The sequence below is a fragment of the Bacteroides sp. genome (assembly GCF_028690125.1).
Taxonomy (GTDB): Bacteria; Bacteroidota; Bacteroidia; order Bacteroidales; family Bacteroidaceae; genus Bacteroides.
Genome location: NZ_JAQVBV010000002.1, coordinates 196842 through 218957 on the forward strand (window position 1 = coordinate 196842; position 22116 = coordinate 218957).

Annotated in this window: 17 protein-coding genes and 1 other RNA gene; 5 read left to right on the forward strand and 13 right to left on the reverse strand. The window is 39.4% G+C overall.

The window, feature by feature from the left end; genetic code table 11:
- Nucleotides 1-33: 33 nt before the first annotated feature.
- Nucleotides 34-1569, forward strand: coding sequence for a ribonuclease Y (gene rny / locus PHO71_RS02415; protein ID WP_300198343.1), 1536 nt, complete (start codon nt 34-36; stop codon nt 1567-1569).
- Nucleotides 1570-1774: 205 nt separating this feature from the next.
- Nucleotides 1775-2542 carry a copper homeostasis protein CutC gene (locus PHO71_RS02420; protein WP_300198346.1) on the forward strand — a complete coding sequence of 256 codons (768 nt, stop codon included), beginning with the start codon at nt 1775-1777 and terminating at the stop codon, nt 2540-2542.
- Here the strand turns inward: PHO71_RS02420 and PHO71_RS02425 are convergent.
- The 4 genes from PHO71_RS02425 to PHO71_RS02440 all read right to left on the reverse strand — a co-directional run bounded on the left by PHO71_RS02425 (nt 2526) and on the right by PHO71_RS02440 (nt 7640).
- Nucleotides 2526-3740 (reverse strand): sodium ion-translocating decarboxylase subunit beta, encoded by a 1215-nt coding sequence (locus tag PHO71_RS02425; protein WP_300198349.1) that lies wholly within the window; start codon nt 3738-3740, stop codon nt 2526-2528. The two genes, PHO71_RS02420 and PHO71_RS02425, sit on opposite strands and share 17 nt — an antisense overlap.
- 19 nt (nt 3741-3759) lie before the next feature.
- Nucleotides 3760-4191 carry a LapA family protein gene (locus PHO71_RS02430; protein ID WP_300198352.1) on the reverse strand — a complete coding sequence of 144 codons (432 nt, stop codon included), beginning with the start codon at nt 4189-4191 and terminating at the stop codon, nt 3760-3762.
- 133 nt (nt 4192-4324) lie between these two features.
- Nucleotides 4325-4759 (reverse strand): hypothetical protein, encoded by a 435-nt coding sequence (locus PHO71_RS02435; protein WP_300198355.1) that lies wholly within the window; start codon nt 4757-4759, stop codon nt 4325-4327.
- A gap of 103 nt (nt 4760-4862) precedes the next feature.
- On the reverse strand, nt 4863-7640 hold the full coding sequence (locus tag PHO71_RS02440; RefSeq protein WP_300198358.1) for a transglutaminase domain-containing protein: 2778 nt from the start codon (nt 7638-7640) through the stop codon (nt 4863-4865).
- Between the two features lie 275 nt (nt 7641-7915).
- Here PHO71_RS02440 and PHO71_RS02445 point away from each other — a divergent pair, with 275 nt between their 5' ends.
- Complete coding sequence (locus tag PHO71_RS02445; RefSeq protein WP_200832901.1) at nt 7916-8053, forward strand: hypothetical protein; 138 nt, start codon at nt 7916-7918, stop codon at nt 8051-8053.
- Nucleotides 8054-8215: 162 nt separating this feature from the next.
- Here PHO71_RS02445 and PHO71_RS02450 read toward each other — a convergent pair whose 3' ends face one another.
- The 4 genes from PHO71_RS02450 to PHO71_RS02465 form a co-directional block, all read right to left on the reverse strand.
- Nucleotides 8216-10150, reverse strand: a complete 1935-nt coding sequence (locus PHO71_RS02450; protein ID WP_300198363.1) for a heparinase II/III family protein — start codon at nt 10148-10150, stop codon at nt 8216-8218.
- Nucleotides 10151-10373: 223 nt separating this feature from the next.
- The gene (gene dinB / locus PHO71_RS02455; protein ID WP_300198366.1) at nt 10374-11465 is read right to left on the reverse strand and encodes a DNA polymerase IV; all 1092 of its coding nucleotides are present in this window, start codon (nt 11463-11465) and stop codon (nt 10374-10376) included.
- Between the two features lie 58 nt (nt 11466-11523).
- On the reverse strand, nt 11524-14310 hold the full coding sequence (locus tag PHO71_RS02460) for a glycoside hydrolase family 78 protein (protein WP_300198369.1): 2787 nt from the start codon (nt 14308-14310) through the stop codon (nt 11524-11526).
- 29 nt (nt 14311-14339) lie between these two features.
- Nucleotides 14340-14600: a hypothetical protein gene (locus tag PHO71_RS02465; RefSeq protein ID WP_300198372.1), complete on the reverse strand. Its 261-nt coding sequence runs from the start codon at nt 14598-14600 to the stop codon at nt 14340-14342.
- A gap of 263 nt (nt 14601-14863) precedes the next feature.
- Between PHO71_RS02465 and PHO71_RS02470 the strand changes: the two genes are divergently transcribed.
- Nucleotides 14864-16306, forward strand: coding sequence for a DUF4419 domain-containing protein (locus PHO71_RS02470; protein ID WP_300198375.1), 1443 nt, complete (start codon nt 14864-14866; stop codon nt 16304-16306).
- A 402-nt stretch (nt 16307-16708) separates the two neighbouring features.
- Here PHO71_RS02470 and ssrA read toward each other — a convergent pair.
- Nucleotides 16709-17105: a transfer-messenger RNA gene (gene ssrA / locus PHO71_RS02475) on the reverse strand.
- Between the two features lie 423 nt (nt 17106-17528).
- Here ssrA and PHO71_RS02480 point away from each other — a divergent pair.
- Nucleotides 17529-18686 (forward strand): lactonase family protein, encoded by a 1158-nt coding sequence (locus PHO71_RS02480; protein WP_300198377.1) that lies wholly within the window; start codon nt 17529-17531, stop codon nt 18684-18686.
- A gap of 92 nt (nt 18687-18778) precedes the next feature.
- Here the strand turns inward: PHO71_RS02480 and PHO71_RS02485 are convergent, their stop codons facing one another.
- The 4 genes from PHO71_RS02485 to obgE are packed head-to-tail and all read right to left on the reverse strand — an operon-like array spanning nt 18779 to nt 22097.
- A complete protein-coding gene (locus tag PHO71_RS02485; protein WP_300198380.1) occupies nt 18779-19417 on the reverse strand; it encodes a M23 family metallopeptidase in 639 nt (212 codons plus the stop codon).
- Nucleotides 19418-19431: 14 nt separating this feature from the next.
- The gene (locus PHO71_RS02490; protein WP_300198383.1) at nt 19432-20097 is read right to left on the reverse strand and encodes a B3/4 domain-containing protein; all 666 of its coding nucleotides are present in this window, start codon (nt 20095-20097) and stop codon (nt 19432-19434) included.
- Nucleotides 20098-20121: 24 nt separating this feature from the next.
- On the reverse strand, nt 20122-20934 hold the full coding sequence (pgeF, locus tag PHO71_RS02495) for a peptidoglycan editing factor PgeF (protein ID WP_300198386.1): 813 nt from the start codon (nt 20932-20934) through the stop codon (nt 20122-20124).
- Nucleotides 20931-22097 carry a GTPase ObgE gene (obgE, locus tag PHO71_RS02500; RefSeq protein ID WP_300198389.1) on the reverse strand — a complete coding sequence of 389 codons (1167 nt, stop codon included), beginning with the start codon at nt 22095-22097 and terminating at the stop codon, nt 20931-20933. The genes pgeF and obgE overlap by 4 nt, the downstream gene beginning before the upstream one ends.
- Nucleotides 22098-22116 lie beyond the last annotated feature (19 nt).

The following is a 22116-nucleotide window of genomic DNA, read 5'->3' on the forward strand; positions in this document are numbered from 1 at the left end:
TTTTTTATTTATATACTTAAATTATAATGTAGAATGATAGCAATAATATCAACAGCAATTGCTTGCCTCATCGTAGGAGGAGTTCTGTCGTATGTACTGTTCAGATACGGACTGAAATCCAAATACGATAATGTCCTGAAAGAAGCAGAGGCAGAAGCGGAAGTGATAAAGAAAAACAAATTGCTGGAAGTGAAGGAGAAATTCCTGAACAAGAAAGCAGATCTGGAAAAAGAAGTGGCACTACGTAACCAGAAGATCCAACAGGCTGAAAATAAGCTAAAACAGCGTGAAATGGTGCTTGGACAGCGTCAGGAAGAGATTCAGCGCAAGAAAATGGAAGCGGAAGCTGTAAAAGAGAATCTGGAGACACAACTTGTCATTGTAGATAAGAAAAAAGAAGAACTGGATAAGTTGCAACACCAGGAAATTGAAAAATTGGAAACTATTTCCGGGTTATCTGCCGAAGAAGCTAAAGAACGCTTGGTAGAGTCATTGAAGGAGGAAGCTAAGACTCAGGCACAGTCGTACATCAACGACATTATGGATGATGCCAAACTGACTGCCAGCAAGGAAGCGAAACGCATCGTAATCCAGTCTATCCAACGGGTAGCTACGGAAACTGCTATTGAAAACTCAGTTACTGTATTCCATATTGAATCGGACGAAATTAAGGGACGTATTATTGGTCGTGAAGGACGTAATATCCGTGCACTGGAAGCTGCTACAGGTGTTGAAATTGTAGTAGACGATACTCCGGAAGCAATTGTACTTTCAGCCTTTGACCCGGTTCGCCGCGAAGTTGCCCGCTTGGCTCTGCATCAGCTTGTGACGGACGGACGTATCCATCCGGCTCGTATCGAGGAAGTAGTTACCAAAGTGCGTAAACAAGTAGAAGAAGAAATCATAGAAACCGGTAAGCGTACAACAATCGACCTTGGTATTCATGGTTTGCATCCTGAACTGATCCGTATCATCGGTAAGATGAAATACCGCTCTTCTTACGGGCAGAACCTGTTGCAGCATGCTCGTGAAACAGCTAATCTTTGTGCCGTTATGGCATCGGAACTGGGGCTGAATCCGAAGAAAGCAAAACGTGCCGGACTGTTGCACGATATTGGTAAAGTGCCTGATGAAGAACCGGAATTGCCACACGCATTGCTGGGTATGAAACTGGCTGAGAAGTATAAAGAGAAACCGGATATTTGCAACGCAATCGGTGCTCACCATGATGAAACTGAAATGACCAGCTTATTAGCTCCTATCGTACAGGTATGTGATGCTATCTCCGGTGCTCGTCCGGGTGCCCGTCGTGAAATCGTAGAAGCATATATCAAACGTTTGAATGATCTGGAACAATTAGCAATGTCTTATACAGGTGTAACGAAGACTTACGCTATTCAAGCAGGACGTGAACTTCGCGTAATCGTTGGTGCTGATAAGATCGACGATAAGCAAACGGAAAGTTTATCCGGTGAAATCGCTAAGAAGATCCAGGATGAAATGACTTATCCGGGACAGGTGAAGATCACTGTCATTCGTGAAACGCGTGCGGTAAGCTTCGCTAAATAAAGACTCAAAAGAGAACTCTCATAAAAGGGCTGTGCCAAATAGGCACTAACTATTAGACGCGTATGACGCGGATAAACGCAATATTTATTATTTAAATCCGCGTTATCCGTGTCATCCGCGTCTAAAAATATACTTATAACAGGTTCTATTAATAAAAAACACAGCCCCTTCTCATCATCTAATCCTAAATTTATTAATACGACCTATGGAAAAATACCAATTTGAAGTTTGCGCCAACTCAACAGAAAGCTGCCTGGCGGCACAAGCAGGGGGAGCTAACCGGGTAGAGCTATGTGCCGGTATCCCCGAAGGAGGAACAACTCCTTCTTATGGAGAAATCTCAGTTGCACGTGAATTACTGACAACTACCCGTCTAAACGTTATTATCCGCCCTCGTGGAGGAGATTTCCTTTATTCGCCCATTGAAATCAAAACAATGCTGATAGATATAGAAATGGCTCGCAAGATAGGGGCAGACGGAGTGGTATTCGGATGTTTGACAACCGATGGAGAAATTGATATTCCGGCAATGCAGCAATTGATGAAGGTTTCCAAAGGATTGTCCGTTACTTTTCACCGTGCCTTCGATGTATGCTGTAATCCTCAGAAAGCCTTGGGACAAATAATAGAATTAGGTTGCAATCGTATCCTGACTTCAGGACAACAACCCACAGCCGAACTCGGTATTCCATTCCTTAAAGAATTACAAATACAGGCTGCCGGAAAAATTACATTACTTGCGGGGTGTGGAGTAAATGAGAAAAATATTTCCCGGATTGCTCAAGAAACCGGAATTAAAGAGTTTCACTTCTCAGCACGTGAGAATATCCAGAGTGGCATGAAATATAAAAATGAATCCGTATTTATGGGCGGCACTGTACATATCGACGAATATGAACGAAATGTGACAACCGCCCGAAGAGTTACGGATACGATTCAAGCTTTATACGATCTTCCTATAAATAAGGAATAATTGTTATATAAATACCGGTAATGATAGCCGAAGTTATTACTCCTGAGATATTAGCACCCAAAGCATCTCCCAGGATAAATGACTCCGGATTATCTTTGCTTACAATCTTCTGCGCTACTTTTGCTGTGGTAGGCACACAGCTGACGGCGGCAATACCGATCACGGGATTATAGTTTCCTCGCTTAATGAAGTACATAATGTAACCACCCAATATACCTCCGATACCGGAAAAGAGCAATGCTACCACTCCTAATAGGAGTAACTTCAATATCTTCGGATCAAGCAATAAGTGCGCGTCACAAAGCACACCTAACAATAAACCTAACATAAAAGTGGAACCATAAAGCAACGGACCACTGACAAAATCATAAATATGCTTCATGCCTGACTCACGTACAGCAACACCCAAGAACAATGAGAAAAACAATGGAGAGGCAACCGGAAACAAGAAACAAAGAACAGCGCAAAGCACAGCCGAGAATGCCAGTTTTACTTTTGCATCATAGTTTTTGGGAGCTTTCTTTGCTACCATCTTAATAGCCCGGAAACGTTTTGGCACCAATAGTTTCACCAGATATGGATAACCGCCATACGTCAATCCTAAATAAAGATAGGCGACCACCGTAATCGGAACAAACAAATGTTTTGCTAATGCCAATGAGGTAAACAATACCATCGGGCCGTCGGCTCCTCCTACCATAGCTACAGATGCACTCTCTTTCAATGTCAGTCCGAGAGCAGAAGCTATAGGCAATGTAAGGAATGTCCCCAATTCCGCACACAAGGCAAGAAAGATGCTGGCAAAAGGTTTCTGGAGCAAAAAGCCTACATCCAGAAGTGTTCCGATACCCATAAAGACGAAACAGGCTATCAGTCCGTTGCTGAACGTCAAAGTATACACAGGTTGCAGAAAGTCTATCTGCATGGTATTCATCAATTCATCCGTATCTGAAAGCATCGGGTCAAGAAAGAGGTTACCTAAGGTTCCATCCGGCATAATCAATGTTCCGCAATTAATGGCTACCATTCCCAATCCCATCGGAATCATTACCATAGGTTCGAGAACCCCTTTCCAACCTAAATAAATAAGCATTAAACCGAGAAGCACGAGAAAAATTCTGGCACATGAGAGTAACCAGCCACTTTCTATCATTGTACCTACCCCTTGAAACAGGGTGGCAAAATCTATATTTTCCATAAATACGAGTCTTTTATTATTATTTGTTAGTAGTAGATTTCTTGGTATTCTTTTTATTGACATGAGCACGTTCTTCTTCTTGAAGATACAAATCGTGAGTGTCTCGCGGATAATAATAATCCATCAGGTTCTCTTCGGATGCTCCCGGACTTACACCATGATAATAACCCGAATAACCGGTGAAATTCCGATTGATTCCCCGGCTAAAATCCTCACGGGTATCTCCCATAAAGTTTTCTTCCTCAACAGAAGGTAGTTGCCTGATAAGTCTTTCCACCTTTTGACGATGTTGTTGCCATCGACGTAAACGAAGTAGTTCCAACCGGTGGGAACTATAAAAATCAAATGAATCGGCAGCATAAGCAATCAGCTTGATTACTGCCGCAACAAAAAATCCGATGAGAAAAGTTAATCCCATCATAGCTAATGTAGATAATAATAAACTAGTCATAGTAACATATAAAAACAGGTTATACAAATCATTCGCACAAATAGACTCTGTCTGAAAAGGATAAAATTTATCCAGACTGACTAACAATATTGCACAGATTCCCCCAAAAAGGGAACTTTAAGAAGTAAAGTGGCTAAATTATGATATGAGACAAGGTATAAATATAATACTTCGTAGTATATTTCAGATAATTAGTATCAGAAACAAGAATCTTCGATTGATTTTCCGACAAGCGGGAGTCTTGCGAACTCAACAATTGAACAATAGTCGGAATATCATTAAACTTCAACGTTTTAACGGGTGTCACACTTCTCGGAACAGAAATAGCGGTCAGAATTCCTAAAGAGTGGCTATCTGCTTCGGCTGAAGATAATGCCATAGAAGAAGCCTGGTCATCACCCAATAAGAATAAAGAAAAATTCGAGGAAGAAGAAACAGTCAAAGAGGTACACAAATCAGAGATTCCGGTTAGTTCCCGGAACCCCTGCAAATCTTCTCTATTGGAAAACTGGAAAAGACCAATAAAAAGAAGTGCAAACGATAGTATGCAAAACACATTCTTCATCATAACACTCGTACAAACCTAGTAATTATTTTTTAGATAAATGTGCTATCCGAAGAGAATTAACGATTATTGCACTCTATCCTATCGCTATATCTATTAAAGTCCTCTATAATCCGTGAATCACCTTCATCAACTGGTCGCCCAATCCTATTGTATAACCTTGTGAGACAAAAACTACCCGGTTGAATGTATCGGCAATGATAAACATTGGAAGAATGGTCTGATTAGATAATTTCATAGACTCGGCAATCTGTTTCTGGATACTGTTATCTATGTCGATACCATATATAATGGTAGACGGTAATCCTTGGAATTCCGAAGGACGATATTTATTATACTGCTCCTCGGAAGGGAAAAGAAGCACCATTTTCCTACCCCATTTTTCGAATTCACTACCTAATGCAGCAATGTCTCTCAAAGCATGATTGGTTGGCTCCTGCCCTACTCCCAACACACCCACAACAAAATATCCACGCCCGCAAGCCTGTAAAAGACTTTGTGATGTAATATCAGTAAACTTTTCCTGAACGGTTCCACAACTTTCACTGGTTAAGTTGTCTTTATTTTCGTTTCCTAACGGACAAAATAGTGATTCTGAATTAAAGTTTCCAATTACCTGAACCTGATCTTTGCTTTCGCGCATCACTAAATCTACTGTAGCAGTTTTTTCCGGTTCTACATTGAAAAAGCTGATCTCGGAAAGTACAGCTCCACTAGCCATCCGTGTTCCCGACACAAGCATATAGTAACCGGCATCCAACCATATACCTTTTTTCAGAAGATTCGACCATGTGGCTCCTCCCCCCATGTCTGCATCTCCCTCATCATAATTCAAGAGTTGGAAAGTTCCGTCTTTATATTTAGAAAGGGTAAAATGGGAATAATATTTAGGATCGGATAAGGAAGGAATAGGATTATAGGCAGCAATCAACCTTCCGGTAGAAGCCTGTACAGGTGTGCTAGCATTGAAATTTACATCGAATGTGCGTCCTTCCTTTAAATTTATTTCCCTGCCATTTTCCATAAAAGGATTCATATCAACATACTGTACTTTTCCGGTCACTTCATCAATCCATGCAGGAATACCCAACGTACGTGCCATTGCAACAAAGAAAATATCACGTGATTTTTCATCTGCCACCCGCGCATTCCATACTCCGACCGGAGAAATAGGAATACGTTGTGAATTCAAATCATTATCTATTTTAATTTCCTTCTTACACCATTCTACCAAACGAGCGGGATCTTTCAAGAAAGTTTCCGCATCCGATGGAGGAATTGCATTACGCAAAAAATGACGGAAAGGAGTCAGCATTTCATTCGCCACACGCGGATTGGTAAGTTCTGCACTCGCACCTCTGCCAAATTTTCGGGGATCAGGAGCATTCTGATAATGATCTTTCAATACCTCAAGAGAAACATCCCTCCAATCTTTAGCCGAAAGTACTTGCAACAATTCCAATGCAAGATATTGTCTCTCTTCAGCAGCAGCCGTTTTCATAAAATCAATCAATGTCTGATAGTTTCCGCGTGAGGCAACCAAGATCTTAGCCATCTTATCGACGTCGCATTCATTGAACTTGAAAGGAGCAAGCGCATCTTTTGCACGCCCTTCTGTCATCATTGTCGCCACATAGGCATTACGAATTGAATCTTCCTTTGCCAAGCGCAGGTCATTTTCCACACGCTGTTCCGGAGTCACTTCCGGAAGATTGGCTCCTTCTGCAGGAGGAACAATATCCAAATCAAGTGTATATATATCGCCTTCTTTCTTATCTAATGCAAACGTCAGAGTTGCTTCTTTCCCGAATGATAATTTGCTATATCCGAATTGCCCATCTTTAGAACCCCATACCAACATATCTCCTTTACCCGCTGTTAATGATGCTTTGCCGTCAGAATCGGTATATTTTGTAGCAACGGTATAGAACTCTGCATAATTGTAAACTTTAAAGTCTACCTTAGCCCCCGAAACAGGTTTTCCACTCTTATCAGTCACAATTACCACTGCCTTTGCAGCCGGGGCATAATTATCAATTACATTAATTTCAGTATAATTGGGTGTTTCAAGCATAATCTCTTCCGGTCCGTTATAACGTCCAAAAACTTTAGTATGCATCAGCATTCCACGGCTGGCAGGCGCATTGAACCAACCAAGATTGAGCACCGGCTCCGGTTCACAAGCCCCGAAGAAGTACCATTTGCCATCTGCCCAAGCTTCTACCCAGGCATGGTTATCATCCGTATGTGCCCAACGGGGAGTGTACACCTGCCGTGCAGGAATACCGACGGCACGAAGCGCAGCTACTGTAAAGGTCGATTCTTCACCACAACGTCCATAAGCTGTCTTCACGGAAGCTAGCGGAGAGCTGGTACGGGCATCACTCGGACGATACACAACTTTTTCATGGCACCAATGATTTACTTCGAGAATTGCATCCTTCATAGAAAGGTTCTTCACCCGATCTTTCAATTCCCCATAAAACACTTCCCGGGAATTATCGAGATTCTCATTGTTCACTCGGACAGGAAGTACAAAATGACGGTATATTTCATCAGGAACTGCTTTTCCCCAAGGCATCTCCTGACGGGTTCGGTCCGACAAACGATAATTTTGCAAATAATAATCTCCCGAATAATCGGTCACGTCCCCAATCGGCATATAAGCATACAAAAACATAAGTGCTTCCCGTTCAGGTTCCGTTAATTCTTCATTTGAAAATACAGCAAATAAATCTCCGTTGGGGAGAGCTTGTTGTTTCTTCTCAAAGTCTTGAATGACCTGATTCCGATAGGCTTCCTCTTTCAGGAAGTGGGATTCACTACAAGATAACATTACGACCGATAATATCGGCATAAACAAAAGGCGAATCTGTGTTTTCATACTTATATATTCCATTAAATAAAGGAGGATACTACCTACAAAGGTACAAGATTTTTTTTTAAGTGATTACAGGTTATTCAGTTTATACGTAACAGATTTGTAATATCTCCGCATTTAGGCTCTTTATAAGAAGAAAAACCAGAAGAAAAAGGAAAATTTTATGTTCTACAGCATATAATTCAAAAACTTTTCGTATCTTTGCAGCGTTAATAAAGAAAACAAGATGTAAAATCGCTCTTCAAAACGTGCAGAGCAAAAAAAAGAGGAAACAAATTATGAAAAAGAATGCAAATGAAAAAGTAATGATGTTACAGTACCGTATTAAACGCTATCAAGCAATGGGAAACGGTGCAATGTGCCAAGCCTTGAATGGTAAACTTCAAAAACTGCTTAACCAGCAGCCTGCCATGTAAATAAACACACACTATATTATACAATGTTAAGAACGGAAAAGCCTGATTGGTTTTTCCGTTCTTTTTTATAATGCATTATTGAAACATTGGGAAGAAATATGAAAAGACGAACAGTCTTTGAAATAATGTACTACGTACCAACAATAACTTCTACTAAATCCGTTATTTTATTTGTTGAATCACAAACTTATAATTTCCTGTCACCTTTTTCTCGTCTGTTTTTAATGTAATACGATAAATCTCTTTTCCCCATACGTTAGAAAGACGGGGATCATCTAATTTGATTGTTTCCAGTTCAGCTTTAAATTGAGAAGGGAAATCCAATGCTACTTTCTCTCCCTTGACTTCAATATAGACTTTACCTGCTGAAGGGAAAGTAACTTTTCCCCATGTAAGAAAGTTAATTTGATTTGGAGCAAGTACTTCACTTAGTGCATAATTATCAGTAATGGTCAGCTTACACCCATCCAACGTAAAAGAACGTATCCAACTTTTGACTTTCGCTGCTGCCGGATATGCTCCCGCAATATCTGTAGAAAAAGTATGTTTCTTTTCGTTGCAAGTAGTATTCATTGCTTTATATTGCTGACCAAATTTTTGCGAAATGCCATTAATCATCGGCAGATTATGATAATCACTTTGCATGGTCCAGATAGTATAGCGGTCACTGCTGAATGTTTTCTTCGTATATGTACCTACACCTGCATCAATAAATACAGGAATCGTATTCACAAATAAGGAGAATGTACCCACATCGTTATGATTATGACTTTCGTTATTAAAACCTCCTTTACTTGCCAGAAACAGACCGTTCTTATTTTTGATGTAGCAGAATTCAGTTTCAGGATACCAAGTTACATCCGGTATATCGCGTTTCGGCGTTACTTGTGCCAAATCATTACAACAAAGTAATGATTGAAGAGAACGGAAAGCATCATTTCTTATGGTTGCATAAAGCTTATTGCCATTCAACAGGTAAGCGGAAAAAGACATCATTTCATTACTATTTACAGCTTTACCATATCGATAGATTAATAAAGGATCTCCTCCCCCCTGCGCTGAAGCATCCGCAAAGTTCACTACCCATCCATTGCCAACATAGGAACGGGACATATATTCACCCATACGTCGGACCATAGGCTCGGCAAACAATGATATTTTACCTCCGGTACCTTCGGAAAGAATTTGTAAGTAATCATATAGTTTACCCGCTGCATGACCCCAATAAGAGGTTCCTTCTTCACAGGCACCATCAGATTTCACAAAGTTGATAAATTTATCAACAGACTGCATGGTACGATACACTGCTTTAGTTAAACGATCTTTATCATTCTCCATTAAAAGGAAACATTGCAATACATTAGAGTTACACCAAGGGTTCCAATTATTAATGATTTGTCCCGGTTTCCAATTAAATGCCATCCACCATAAATTATCATTATTCATATAGGGATCTAAAATACGTTCTTTAATCGCAGTACGCATTTGCAAAGAAACTACAGGATTAATTTTGTCGAAAGATTTATTAAAGAAAAAATGTATCCATGCCATTAAAGCACCATAACCACCTGAACCTAGGTCAATTACCTGCTCACGAAAATCTGGTAACGAGCGCTTACTACTTTGGTAAGGCAGATGAGCAGACAAAACCCATGAGTTCATTTCACAACTCATATATGCTCCATTAAGCAGTTGATCTATGAAACGTCCTTTTCCTTCGGCAAGTTCAGCAAGCATTAGAGTATTTAGTGCCTGTGCATTGGCTCCATAAGGATTTTCCATTACCTTACGGTCTCCTGTACGTTCATACTCTAAGTATGCAGTGGCAGGAATTAGTTGCCACTTATAGTTGAGAAGTTTTTCTCCGGCCTCAATCAGACGTTGTTTGTTAGGTCCCATCAGTAAGTCCCATGCGGCACGATCCGTATAAGCAGGGTAAGGCACCCATGCTTGTCCCATTAACAGTACATTTTTCAATGTAGTTTCATCCGCTGCTTTTTGTAGCATATTGCGTTCAGTATAGGCATTTGCTTTAAAAGAAATACTTCCAAAGGATGCCAGTAATAGAACACAAAGTAAATGTTTCATTGGTTTCATGGTATTTTAGTCATTTAAGTAGCACAAAGATAACACATCTAACTGAAAATGAGGAAAGAAAATCATCCAATCCTAAAAAGAAAAAAGTACAAAGAGTAAATAAAAAGTCTATCTTATAAAAATACAAGGTCTATCCTATAAACGTAGAAGATCCGTTCTTTCCCAACAGAGAATGCGTTACAAGTAAAAAATACTCCTAATATGAAAAAACAGAGGCTTCGTTTTAGTCCCAATCACTAAATTCAAAACTCAACTGTTCCCAAACTCCATGTTGTTCATCCGCTTCTTCTTTTGGATTGGAAACAGAAAGTCCGATAAGCCGGATAGGATGCTGCTCATATTCTACACTCTTCAACAATTCTTTGGCAAGCGGAAGGATACGGTCTAAAGTCGTCAGCTCCTGTAATTGAGTGATGCTACGGGTAATCTGGCTAAAATCGTGGAATTTGATTTTTAATGTTAAAGTATTCCCTTTGAAGTCTTTCCGTTGAAGACGTTCCAGCAGTTCGACTGCTACATGATAGAGCTCAATGATAACAGAAGAATGTGCAGAAATGTCTCTTTCTAAGGTGCGTTCGCAGCCTATGGATTTCCGGATATGAATTGCTTCGACAGGACGTTCATCAATTCCACGCGCACATTCATAATAAAGCGCACCAGCCTTTCCGAAATGAGCCTTCAGCATCTCTAACGAGTATTTTCGAAGTTGTAATCCATTACTGATTCCAAGCATATGCATTTTCTTTGCGGTAACAGGACCCACTCCCCAAAAAGATTCGATAGGGAGACAAGCAATAAAGTCAAGTGCTTGTTCCGGGTGGATTGTGCAGAGTCCATCCGGTTTGCGATAATCGGAAGCTATTTTAGCCAGAAACTTATTGTAAGATACTCCCGCAGATGCGACCAAATTCAACTGTTCCCGGATACGAAGCTTGATTTCCTTTGCAATATCAACCGCTAAAGAAATATTCTTTTTATTCTCCGTTACATCCAGAAAAGCCTCATCCAAAGAAAGAGGTTCAATAATGTCCGTGTAGTCATGAAAGATTTCATGAATCTGGCGGGAAACTGATTTATAAACATCCATTCTACCGGAAACAAAAATGAGTTGCGGACAGAGACGTTTTGCTTTCTGTGAGGACATTGCAGAACGAACGCCATAACGGCGTGCTTCATAACTAGCAGCAGCCACAACTCCCCGTTCCTGAGCATGTCCGACAGCTAAAGGTTTTCCACGAAGTTCCGGATGATCACGCTGCTCTACAGAAGCGTAAAAGGCGTCCATATCAATATGTATAATCTTGCGCAAAGACATTCTATATTCAGTAATGTGAGCAAACTTACTACAAATTTCCGAATAAATAAAATGCTGATTATTCAGTTAAAGATACTTCAAACAAATATGATCCGGAACCAATTGCCCATTTAGTTTTAACGTCTGTCGTTTCAATCAACATAATGTCCTTTTGCCGGGTGATCGGTTTGCCATATTCTTTTATCCTATTCACATCAATGGTAGGTAAATATATAACTGCCTTACTATTAACCGGGATATTTACTTGTAAAGTGTATGCCTTATCGATTTTCTTCCATTCACAATCAATCCGTCCGTAAGGAGACTCATAGGAGGTTTTAGCTTCTTTTACATCTCCGACAATTTGGGGGTCTATCAATACTGTCTTGTAAGCGATAGAATTTTCATCCTGACGAATTCCACCCAATCCGCCAAAGAGCCATTCCATTAAATGGCCCAACATTAGATGATTATTCGACACATTCTCATATGCCTGCCATGATTCGGTCAAAGCGGTAGCACCATGAGCCAATTGCCAGCCATAACCCGGAACATCATACTTGCTGTTCATTTTGAAAATCAAATCAGAGTTTCCACTATTCTCTAAGGCACGTAATACATAACGATAGCCTACATCACCTGCCGTCAAAGCATTGCCACGTCCTACAATGTCTTTGATAAGATTATCAAGGACTCTTGCCTTATTTCCCGGCGTTACTAAATCCATATATAGGCTTATAGCACCGGCTGTCTGGCTGTTTCTATCATAAGTCCCTTCTTCAGGGTGAAAGAAGGTAGTATTATATGCCTTTTTAATATTCTCAGCCAGAGTTTCAAAAGATTTCTCATCGGCTTCTTTTCCCAGCAATTTCGCCATTTCTTTCAACATCATTGTGTTGTAGTAATAAATAGCAGTCGCTGTTACTCCATTAGAGGTTAATTGTGCGTAACCGGGACTTTTGGGTCCAATATCGAACCAGTCACCCAGTCCATAAGCTATGATATGATTATTGGCACGTGTACCCAAATATTCCAGATATTTTTTCATAGCCGGATAATGTTCGATAATCAAACGCTTATCTCCATACCATTGATATATATACCAAGGACAAATAATGAAAGAACAACCCCATTCGGGAGTGTCTTCAAAACCATCGGCAAAGTGTACGTATTCGGGAGCGATGGTTGGTATGGCTCCGTTTTCTAATTGAGAGGCTGCCATATCATCCATTATTTTAGCGTAAAGTGATGCCAGATTATATCGGTATTGCATAGAATATTGCATCAGATGATCCTGTTCCAGCCAACCCAACTTCTCACGATGAGGACAATCCGTCAATACACTCGCCATATTGCTGCGTATCGCCCAATCTATCAGATTATAAATTTGATTGAACATCGGCTTCGAACAAGAAAATGAACCTGTTTCGGAAGCTACATTACAAGTATGTAGTCCTTCAAGCTCCACGATCTCAGGCAAATGATCCGGATTTTCTTTTCCTGCAGGAACCGCTCCTTCAATTTGTACATATCGGAATCCATAATAACTAAATTGTGGTTGCCAGCTCTCCATTTCACCCGTTCCATTAGTGACATATTTATAATAAAATGGTGCTCCCGTAGCCTGCTGATTCACAGTTTTATCAGCATTCTGTAACTCAGCAGGACGGAAAATGACAGCTTGTCCTTTATTTCCTTTTATTTTAGCACGAATAATACCTGAGAAATTTTGTCCTAAATCGTATATCCAGTTTCCCTTCTCATTTTTATAGCAAGTAACAACCGGTACGTTTTCCCGTACGACTAAGTGTGTCCCCATCTGACTTCGTAGCTTTATATTTTGTTCTACTTCTATCGCTTTCTGCCAATGACTATCGTCAAACGACGGGTCATCTTTCCAACCCTTTTGCTCTAAAGTAGCATCATAATCTTCTCCCCCATAAATACTGGAATAAGTAATGGGACTAACTGCTGTATGCCATGTTTTATCACTGACCAAATACTCTGTGGAGCCATCAGCATAACGAATACAAAGTTTCAGTTTCATCTTCGGGGCACCAAAAGAGCCTAATAACTTGTAATACCGTTCACGAGGGATATTATAAAATCCATTTCCTAGCATCAAGCCGAGTACATTATCTCCATTCTTCAGATCATCCGTAATATCAAACGTTACATACAGAGCTTCTTTATCATATTTTGTCCATCCCGGATCCAAAAAATGATCACCTACTTTCTTTCCATTCAAGAAGAAATCGAAATGTCCCAACCCGGTAACATAGACTAACGCCTGTTTTATTTTTTTAGAAACCGGAAATACTTTTCTGAACTGAGGCAATTGATACATTCCCACCTTCTCATCTTTCAGTTCTTTTTCGACCAAAGGAGCGTGTATAGCAGGGACCACAATTTTCTCATCTTTTTCCAAAGCAATCCATTTCGCTTTTCCCCATTCTTTATCTTGCATCAGTCCTGTTACAAAAGTAGCCGGTTCACTCCATCCTGAACATTCATCTTTCCCATTCCAAGAACGCACTTTCCAATAATAAGTTGTTGCGGAAGCCAGCTGCTTCCCTGCAAAAGGAATTAATATTGAACAATCTGAATTGATTTTCCCGCTATTCCATATATTAGCCTGATCTTCGTTTAATAGTTCTTCCGAGTCCGCAACCAGTATTTGATATGCAGATTGCCAAGCACTGCGCTGTGTACTCTGCAATTTCCAACTAAAACAAGGTGTCTCTGTGTCAATACCCATCGGATCTTTCAATTGCTCACAAGTTAAACTATATATCTGATAGGATGTATTTGCCAATATAGCCAAACTACTTAATGTAGTAACAAATAAGATTAACAGTCGCCTCATATTTCTGTTTAAACCTGCTTTTTATTAGTTTATACTAAAGAATAATTATTTAAAATCGCAAGAAATGCAGCGACAATTAAAATAATTCTCACTGTGATACGTAACCAGAGTCGTTTAATTTTAACATAACCAAGCAACAAGCATAATCCCAAGATTACAAAAGAGAGACTAAACTTATCTTTCTTTATAATTAGCGCCCAAAGACTCGCAAGGGTCAGCATAATTACAATAATGATTTGAACTATTCTAATTATTTTTAAATATGTATCAGGGTCGTCTGTGTTTCCCATATCCTTAGATTTATATTTTGTAACAATTATGATTAAATAATTTTTTCAATGAATATACCTTCCATACATTATGGGAAAAAAGATGAAAGGTACTTCAAAAGTGCCGTAAGTTATAAATAATCGATCAAATGAACAAGAATATTCAAAAATAATCCAGCTTTTATATTCAACTATATTCTTAATAATATTATATTTGTAAAACATCACTAAAAATGATGTAACTTTATTACTGGAAATCTATTACAAACCCAGAATTTACTATTATGAGAAAACTACTAATCTGCATTTTAATCCTTTGTAGCGTTACTACATATGCTCAAAATGGAATTACTTTTGAAGTTGAAAAACTTTCAAAACCTGAGAAACCACTTAAGACTGTATCTTATGAGGATATCTATCCAAGTCTCATACTATCTGATACCGGACTAAGCCCTGATGACCTGAAGAAAAAAAATATAAATGTACCCTATAATATTCTTGCAAAAAGCAAAGCTCCCGACCAACTGGTAAATTATGACTACAACTCTTTCTTCTACGGTATGTATGAGGCTTATGCGGATCACAGACCATTTATTTTATCTCCTGACATGATTTGGCTATTAATTAGTCAAGGATTTACAAAACATGTAAAAGCCAATCAAGAGTCTATGAGAAAGTTCTTCGTCGATTTCAAAGGAAAAATATCTTTAATTGTTGAATCAGGCAAGCCGCTGAGCGATCCAACTATTGCATGGGGAGAAATTCTCCCTAAATTTACCGATCAGATCAGACAGCATACCGGAGATGAGTTAGTCGAATTACTATCTTGCAATTTTTCAACAACCACATCCGTAGAGAAGATTGCTTCCGAAATAACCATCATGGAAACAGTAAAACCTTACTTCGAATTTATCGTCATATATGTAGGTTGCGGAATCCCGGAAATAACTCTTGAAGGAACACCGGAAGACTGGGAAAAGGTTTTAGATAAAGCCATGAAATTAAAAAAATACAATCTTAAATGGTGGATTTCCGAACTGGAACCTCTTCTGCAAGAATTTGTAAAAGCATCAAAAGGAGACATTAATAAAAATTTTTGGCGCAGTATGTTTAAATATCATTCACAAGAGAAATACGGAGCTCCTAATATCATCGACGGATGGATAGTCAAGTTTTTCCCTTATGACAATAAAGATAAAAGGAATAACCTGAAACAACTGGAGGGTGGTAAAAATCTACCTAATGAAATTGTGAAAGTCGATATCAAGTTCGTAGAACCATACAATGATTCTATTATAGAAACACAATTAGAACTTTGGTCTGGTTTTATTGGTCTGGAACAAAATACGGATAATTTTGCTCTAAGACCTCAAATAGGTTGGATGGTCAGAAAGAAAGATATTAATGATAGCGGGCTAAAAGATAAATTAAGAATTGAAGCCCAAAAGGATGGTTTTGGGTTTGGTAACGGCATTTCACTCAGAGTTAAAGAGTTTCCTTCTATTTTATTAAAGTTCGAGAATATCAAAAACTTACAATTGAAATTCACTGATAAAATTGATATACCGGACGAATTATCAAAGGTGAAAATTGGAAAATTAGATTTATCTGGAACGATTACGCAAGAAGGAATAGAACGAATAAAACAACTATTCCCTACTAGCATAATCAGAATAAATGACGCGATGGTACAGGGTGAATTGGGCTCTTCTTTTAAGTCTAATTAATCGGAGGCTGTCTGAAAAGTGATTGTATGTTATCATTATGCTCTGTTATCCTACTTATTGAAGGATTTACTCTTAAATGTATTAATGAAGAGATTCTTCACTACGTTATGAATAACAGAATGATAGGGCTTACAGACTTTTCGGACAGTCCTAATACAAGCAACGACATATTTGTTTAAATCTCAGGAAGGAAAATTAAAGACCTTCTGTCTTTAATAAAAAACATTGAGATAGTTGAATTCAATCTTTGAAAAGATCAGGCGAAAAGACAAGTAAAAAACACTGCCAACACGGATTTATACATGGTCGTTAGTTTTAAAACCTGTCTCAACTAATTTAAAGTAATAAGGTGTTGCAGAAGAATTACTTCGGCAACACCTTATTATTAAATAATCAGCTTAAAAGTGGAGCTGGAGGGAATCGAACCCTCGTCCAAACGAGGAAATCATAAGCTTTCTACATGCTTATCTTTGCCTAATTTTTCGTGTTGAAACAGAACCAAAGCCATCAATTCCAACCTTATCCTCTAAAGTTTCATCAAAAGCACGAGGCGGCTTTCAACTATCCCCGATGTGACTGCACCACTGAACCGGAATGCTTCGGAGCAACAGCTTCCGAGTGATGTCTCGTCCTGGTACCTAGTACCTGGATTAAGCTAATCTACTATAATTCGATTAAGCAGCAAGAGCGTAATTATTTTCGCCAGATAAAATTTTGATAACTGATATTTGAGTGGAAATTACCGACCCACTGCATGCTTACATACCATTTCTGCCCGCTGTCAAATCCAGTCAACCCCAGAATTCATTCGTACAGAATAGCGATTGTTTAGAACGCTTTCCAAGGGTACAAAGATAGAAAATGTTTTCGAATTTACGATAAGGTATTAGCAATTATTATATTCGCTAGGCTTTCATGAACTCCTACCAGGACTATTTTATCACATACTTGACACAGGATATGAGCAACCAACGCTGAATAAATTATGAAAAAGTATAGGTTAAATCTTCTTATACGATTATCGAAATGAAACAGAGAAACAGCTAATAACGTTATTGATAATAAATTAACGGTCTCTTGGAAAAACAACATAAAAGATTACGTTATCTTTGTCTCGCAAAACGATATCAAAATAGTTCGGTAGAAATAACCGAATTGGCATCGTAGAAGTGAAGTCGTTACCCGAAGTAAAGAAATAATAACCATAAAATTATACCTGTTTATGTTCAAAACACTTGCTACTATTTGTGCAATCGGTATGGCTGCCACAAGTTGCACACCCCAAAAAATGACCCGGCAGGAAAATTCGGAAGATTTGAATCACGAACTGACTATGGTCGTAGGCACTTATACTACCGGAGATAGTAAAAGCAAAGGTATTTATAGTTTTCGCTTCAATGAAGATGACGGAACAACTACTCCACTTAGTGAAGTAGCAATTGAAAATCCTTCCTATCTTACTCCATCGCCTGACGGTAAATTTATTTATGCAGTGAGCGAGTTCAATGATGAACGGGCTGCCGTAAATGCACTGGCTTTTGATAAGGAAATAGGAACTTTTCGTCTCCTAAACACACAAAAGACGAAAGGCGGAGATCCTTGTTACCTCATTACCAATGGAAAGAATGTGGTAACAGCAAACTACAGTGGTGGAAGTGTTTCAGTTTTCCCTATCAGCAAAGACGGCTCTCTGCTTCCTACATCTGATGTTATTCAGTTTCAAGGTTCAGGAATAGATAAAGAACGTCAGGAAAAGCCTCATCTACATTGTGTACACATTACTCCGGACGGGAAGTATCTGTTTGCTGATGATTTAGGAACTGACCAGATACATAAATTCATTATCCATTCAAATGCTGGCTCAGAAAATAAAGAAACTTTCTTGAAAGAAGGTGATCCGATTTCTTTTCAAGTACCTGCCGGTTCCGGTCCTCGCCATCTGACTTTCTCACCGAACGGAAAGTACGCATACCTTATTAACGAACTTGCAGGTACAGTCATCGCTTTTCAATATACTGACGGGATACTAAAAGAGACACAGGTAATTGTTGCAGATACGGTTGGAGCGAAGGGAAGTGCAGATATTCATATTAGTCCCGATGGGAAATTCCTATATGCCAGCAATCGCTTGAAAGCAGACGGAATTGCTATTTTCAGGATTTGTCCGAATGATGGAACATTAACAAAAGTGGGTTATCAACTAACAGGTATTCATCCTCGGAATTTTATTATTACCCCTAATGGAAAGTTTCTGTTAGTTGCTTGCAGAGACAGCAATGCCATTCAAGTATACGAAAGGAATCCTGAAACAGGATTGATCAAAAATAGATATAAAGATATCAAAATAGATCGACCGGTTTGCCTGAAATTTATTCCATAAACTATAAAAGTATAAAGTTGTCGTCAGATTTAGTACATAGATAGCTACAACTATAGAAAAAGACTCGTTTTTTCTACAGGATGTGATATTTCTTATTTATTGTTCTGAGCAATACGGTCATTGTCTTGGTTTGGCTTTACAACAATTCCGTTTCCCTTTTTTATGCATTTGATACATCCTTTTCGTAATGTACCATCTTTAAGATTAAAAATTATATTCGGATTGAAATGTTGTCCATTGACACGGGTTTCAAAATGTAGATGTTCAGTGGTTGCCCGTCCGGTACGCCCCGTCAAACCGACTGGTTGTCCTGCCTTTACTTTATCTCCGCTTTGAACCAGATTCTTGAAATTATGACTGTAGATGGTTTCCAGTCCGTTAGCATGACGTACTACCACAACATTTCCATAAGCACTATAAGGTTTCGACATACGCACCACTCCATTGAAAGCACAACGAATTGTATCTTTGGCACACGTCTTGATATCCGCACCCGAATGCCCTTTACGAGCACCATAAGCGGAAATCACTTTACCGCCCGCCAAGGGAAAAACATAGTCTTTTTCCGTCAAAGAATCCAAATGTAGATAAATACTTTGGTTTTGTGAAAAAAGCCCCGGTGTGGCTACTCGGATATGATTCAGTTCCATAGAAGAGAAAGACGACTTATCCTGTGCCTTCACTGAAATAGAAAATAAGATTGCGATTAATAATAAGGTGGTGTTTTTCATTGTTATATTGCTTTTTATTCAAAATAGAAAATCTTTCCTCCTACCGATTCTGTGTATTTCTGCAACAAAGACTGAATCATTTCGGCAGCTTCTCCCAGCCCTTCTTTACCATTATAACCATTGACAATGGCAAGAATATGAGTAGTACCGATATCCATTTTAGTACGTTCATTGTCACTGGTAGGCGTACCGATGCCACCAACTGCATCGCGGTAAACGGGTAATCCGTCGATATTCAAAACGCCTCTTCCAATACCTTCAAAAGGTTCATTAACTTTACCAATTCCCAGTTCAAGCTGCTCTCCCTGTATTTTGTCCGCATCAAATCCACCTATAGAATGACCTGTACGAAGTGACACTAAATTAATGAGATCTACCAATGTATCAATCTGATATAAAGGAATGCCACGCATTAAACGCCGACGTAAAGCTTCTGCAGAGGGGCGATAACGTCCGGGATCTTTTCCACAATGCTTATACGCCTCACGAGTAGCAGCAATCACAGGTTGGAGTTTAATATCATCCATCTGTGTAGTAGTTGTCAATTGCTCAGTAAATTTACTAATTTCTGTCCAAAGCCCCTCGTTGTATGTAGAATTCTTCACCTCTGCATATACAGCAGCTCCGGCAAATACAGGACAAGCCTGTTTTATTTCCTGAGATACTTTTATTTCAAACATAGTACATACTTTTCAAGACAGAACTCAATCATTGATCATAATCCCCGACAGCATACGTCCGGAATCAATACCCAATCTGCGTGCCGAGAAAAATTCTTCGGGATTCTTATAAGTACAGATACCGGCTACCTCTATTTGAGTCGCAGGAACACCAGAGTCGAGCAATTGAATCCGATTTGCTTCCCACAAGTCAATATGGTGCTTTCCCGTTTCTTCCTTCCAGAGAGAAATGCGGGACATATCAAAACCTTCTGTACAAAAAGCATCGTACACATCCTCTCCCACTTCAAACGATTCAAGCGAGATACTGGGACCAATACAAGCAATCATATCTTCTCCTTTAGTTCCGAACTTTTCATTCATGTGGCTTAATACATCCTGAACGATATGTTTCACGGTTCCTTTCCACCCGGCATGAACGGCAGCTACAACACGAAGCCTTTTATCATAAAGCAATACCGGCACACAATCGGCTGTTGAGACACAGATACAACAACCCGGTTTAGCAGTTATTAATGCATCAATACCATTCAAAACTCTCCATTTCATCTCCAAAGGTAGATTAAAATAGTAATCATCGATCACCAAGCTAGCAGTATCGTGAACCTGTTGCGGAATGATTAAGTCTTTCACCGGATGCTTTATGTTTTGCAACAAAAGCAATTGATTCAACCGAACATTTTTCGACTCATCCGCTGTATAAGGTGAACAATTAAATCCTTCGTAGCTTCCTTTGCTACAACCTTTTTGACGTGTTGTCACAAAATGAGAAATGTTGGGATAAGAGTCCAACAGCTCGTACCCCAACATTCTTTTATCTTTTGTAATTGAAATCATTTTTCTTCCCAATCTTCTTGTTCGTATTCATAATCTAAATCGTCTTCATCCTCTTCTGACTCCTCCTCATATTCATAGTTGAAGTCTTCATCCTCACCCATGTCTTTGAGTTCCTGTTGCAGTTTAGTTACATCTTTCGGACGATGAACAATTACTTCAATCTTATTGCTCTCCTTATTCAGTTCCTCCCATAGAATATCCTTTAATACGGAAATCCCTAAGCCGGAAATAGAAGATATAAATACATGAGGAATGCCTTCGGGTAACGTCGGCTCTATCTCATCCATCAACTCTTGATCGAGCATATCACTCTTAGTAATAGCAAGTACCCGTTGTTTGTCGAGCATTTCAGGATTGAAAGTACCCAATTCGTTCAGCAAAACTTCATATTCTTTGCGAATATCATCGCTATCCGCAGGAACCATAAACAAAAGCAATGAGTTACGTTCGATATGACGCAGGAAACGCAATCCTAATCCTTTACCCTGACTTGCCCCTTCGATAATTCCCGGTATATCCGCCATAACAAATGATTTTCCGTCACGGTAGGAAACAATACCCAGATTAGGTTCGAGTGTAGTAAACGGATAATCAGCAATCTTCGGTTTCGCTGCAGAAATTGCAGAAAGAAGCGTAGACTTTCCCGCATTCGGAAATCCGACTAAACCAACATCTGCAAGGAGTTTCAACTCCATGATAACAGTCATTTCCTGCATCGGTTCACCCGGCTGCGCAAAGCGTGGAGCCTGACGGGTAGCTGTCTTGAAATGAGAGTTACCCTGACCGCCTCTTCCTCCTTTCAGGAGTATTACTTCTTGTCCGTCTTCGGTCACATCACAAATATATTCCCCCGTTTCGGCATTATAAACTACCGTTCCACAGGGTACTTCAATTACTTTATCCGCACCGTCTTTTCCGAAGCTACGGTTCTTACTTCCCGATTCACCATGACCAGCCATTGCATGACGGTCAAACTTCAAATGAAGCAATGTCCAATAGTTACGGTTACCGCGCAAGATGATATGACCTCCTCTTCCGCCATCGCCCCCGTCGGGACCTCCGTTAGGACAATATTTCTCGCGCCTCATGTGCGTAGAGCCTCTTCCACCCTTTCCGGAGCGACAGTATATCTTTACGTAATCAACAAAATTCGATTCAGCCATATTTTTTCTATTCTTTTTA

Bases quoted from the DNA above. Each gene is read 5' to 3' on its own strand.
- PHO71_RS02465 (WP_300198372.1), bottom strand. From the start codon at position 14,600: ATGGGAAACACAGACGACCCTGATACATATTTAAAAATAATTAGAATA.
- PHO71_RS02470 (WP_300198375.1), top strand. From the start codon at position 14,864: ATGAGAAAACTACTAATCTGCATTTTAATCCTTTGTAGCGTTACTACA.
- PHO71_RS02430 (WP_300198352.1), bottom strand. From the start codon at position 4,191: ATGACTAGTTTATTATTATCTACATTAGCTATGATGGGATTAACTTTT.
- PHO71_RS02450 (WP_300198363.1), bottom strand. From the start codon at position 10,150: ATGAAACCAATGAAACATTTACTTTGTGTTCTATTACTGGCATCCTTT.
- rny (WP_300198343.1), top strand. From the start codon at position 34: ATGATAGCAATAATATCAACAGCAATTGCTTGCCTCATCGTAGGAGGA.
- PHO71_RS02490 (WP_300198383.1), bottom strand. From the start codon at position 20,097: ATGTTTGAAATAAAAGTATCTCAGGAAATAAAACAGGCTTGTCCTGTA.
- PHO71_RS02435 (WP_300198355.1), bottom strand. From the start codon at position 4,759: ATGATGAAGAATGTGTTTTGCATACTATCGTTTGCACTTCTTTTTATT.
- obgE (WP_300198389.1), bottom strand. From the start codon at position 22,097: ATGGCTGAATCGAATTTTGTTGATTACGTAAAGATATACTGTCGCTCC.
- PHO71_RS02440 (WP_300198358.1), bottom strand. From the start codon at position 7,640: ATGAAAACACAGATTCGCCTTTTGTTTATGCCGATATTATCGGTCGTA.
- PHO71_RS02460 (WP_300198369.1), bottom strand. From the start codon at position 14,310: ATGAGGCGACTGTTAATCTTATTTGTTACTACATTAAGTAGTTTGGCT.
- pgeF (WP_300198386.1), bottom strand. From the start codon at position 20,934: ATGATTTCAATTACAAAAGATAAAAGAATGTTGGGGTACGAGCTGTTG.
- PHO71_RS02485 (WP_300198380.1), bottom strand. From the start codon at position 19,417: ATGAAAAACACCACCTTATTATTAATCGCAATCTTATTTTCTATTTCA.
- dinB (WP_300198366.1), bottom strand. From the start codon at position 11,465: ATGTCTTTGCGCAAGATTATACATATTGATATGGACGCCTTTTACGCT.
- PHO71_RS02480 (WP_300198377.1), top strand. From the start codon at position 17,529: ATGTTCAAAACACTTGCTACTATTTGTGCAATCGGTATGGCTGCCACA.
- PHO71_RS02445 (WP_200832901.1), top strand. From the start codon at position 7,916: ATGAAAAAGAATGCAAATGAAAAAGTAATGATGTTACAGTACCGTATT.
- PHO71_RS02425 (WP_300198349.1), bottom strand. From the start codon at position 3,740: ATGGAAAATATAGATTTTGCCACCCTGTTTCAAGGGGTAGGTACAATG.
- PHO71_RS02420 (WP_300198346.1), top strand. From the start codon at position 1,775: ATGGAAAAATACCAATTTGAAGTTTGCGCCAACTCAACAGAAAGCTGC.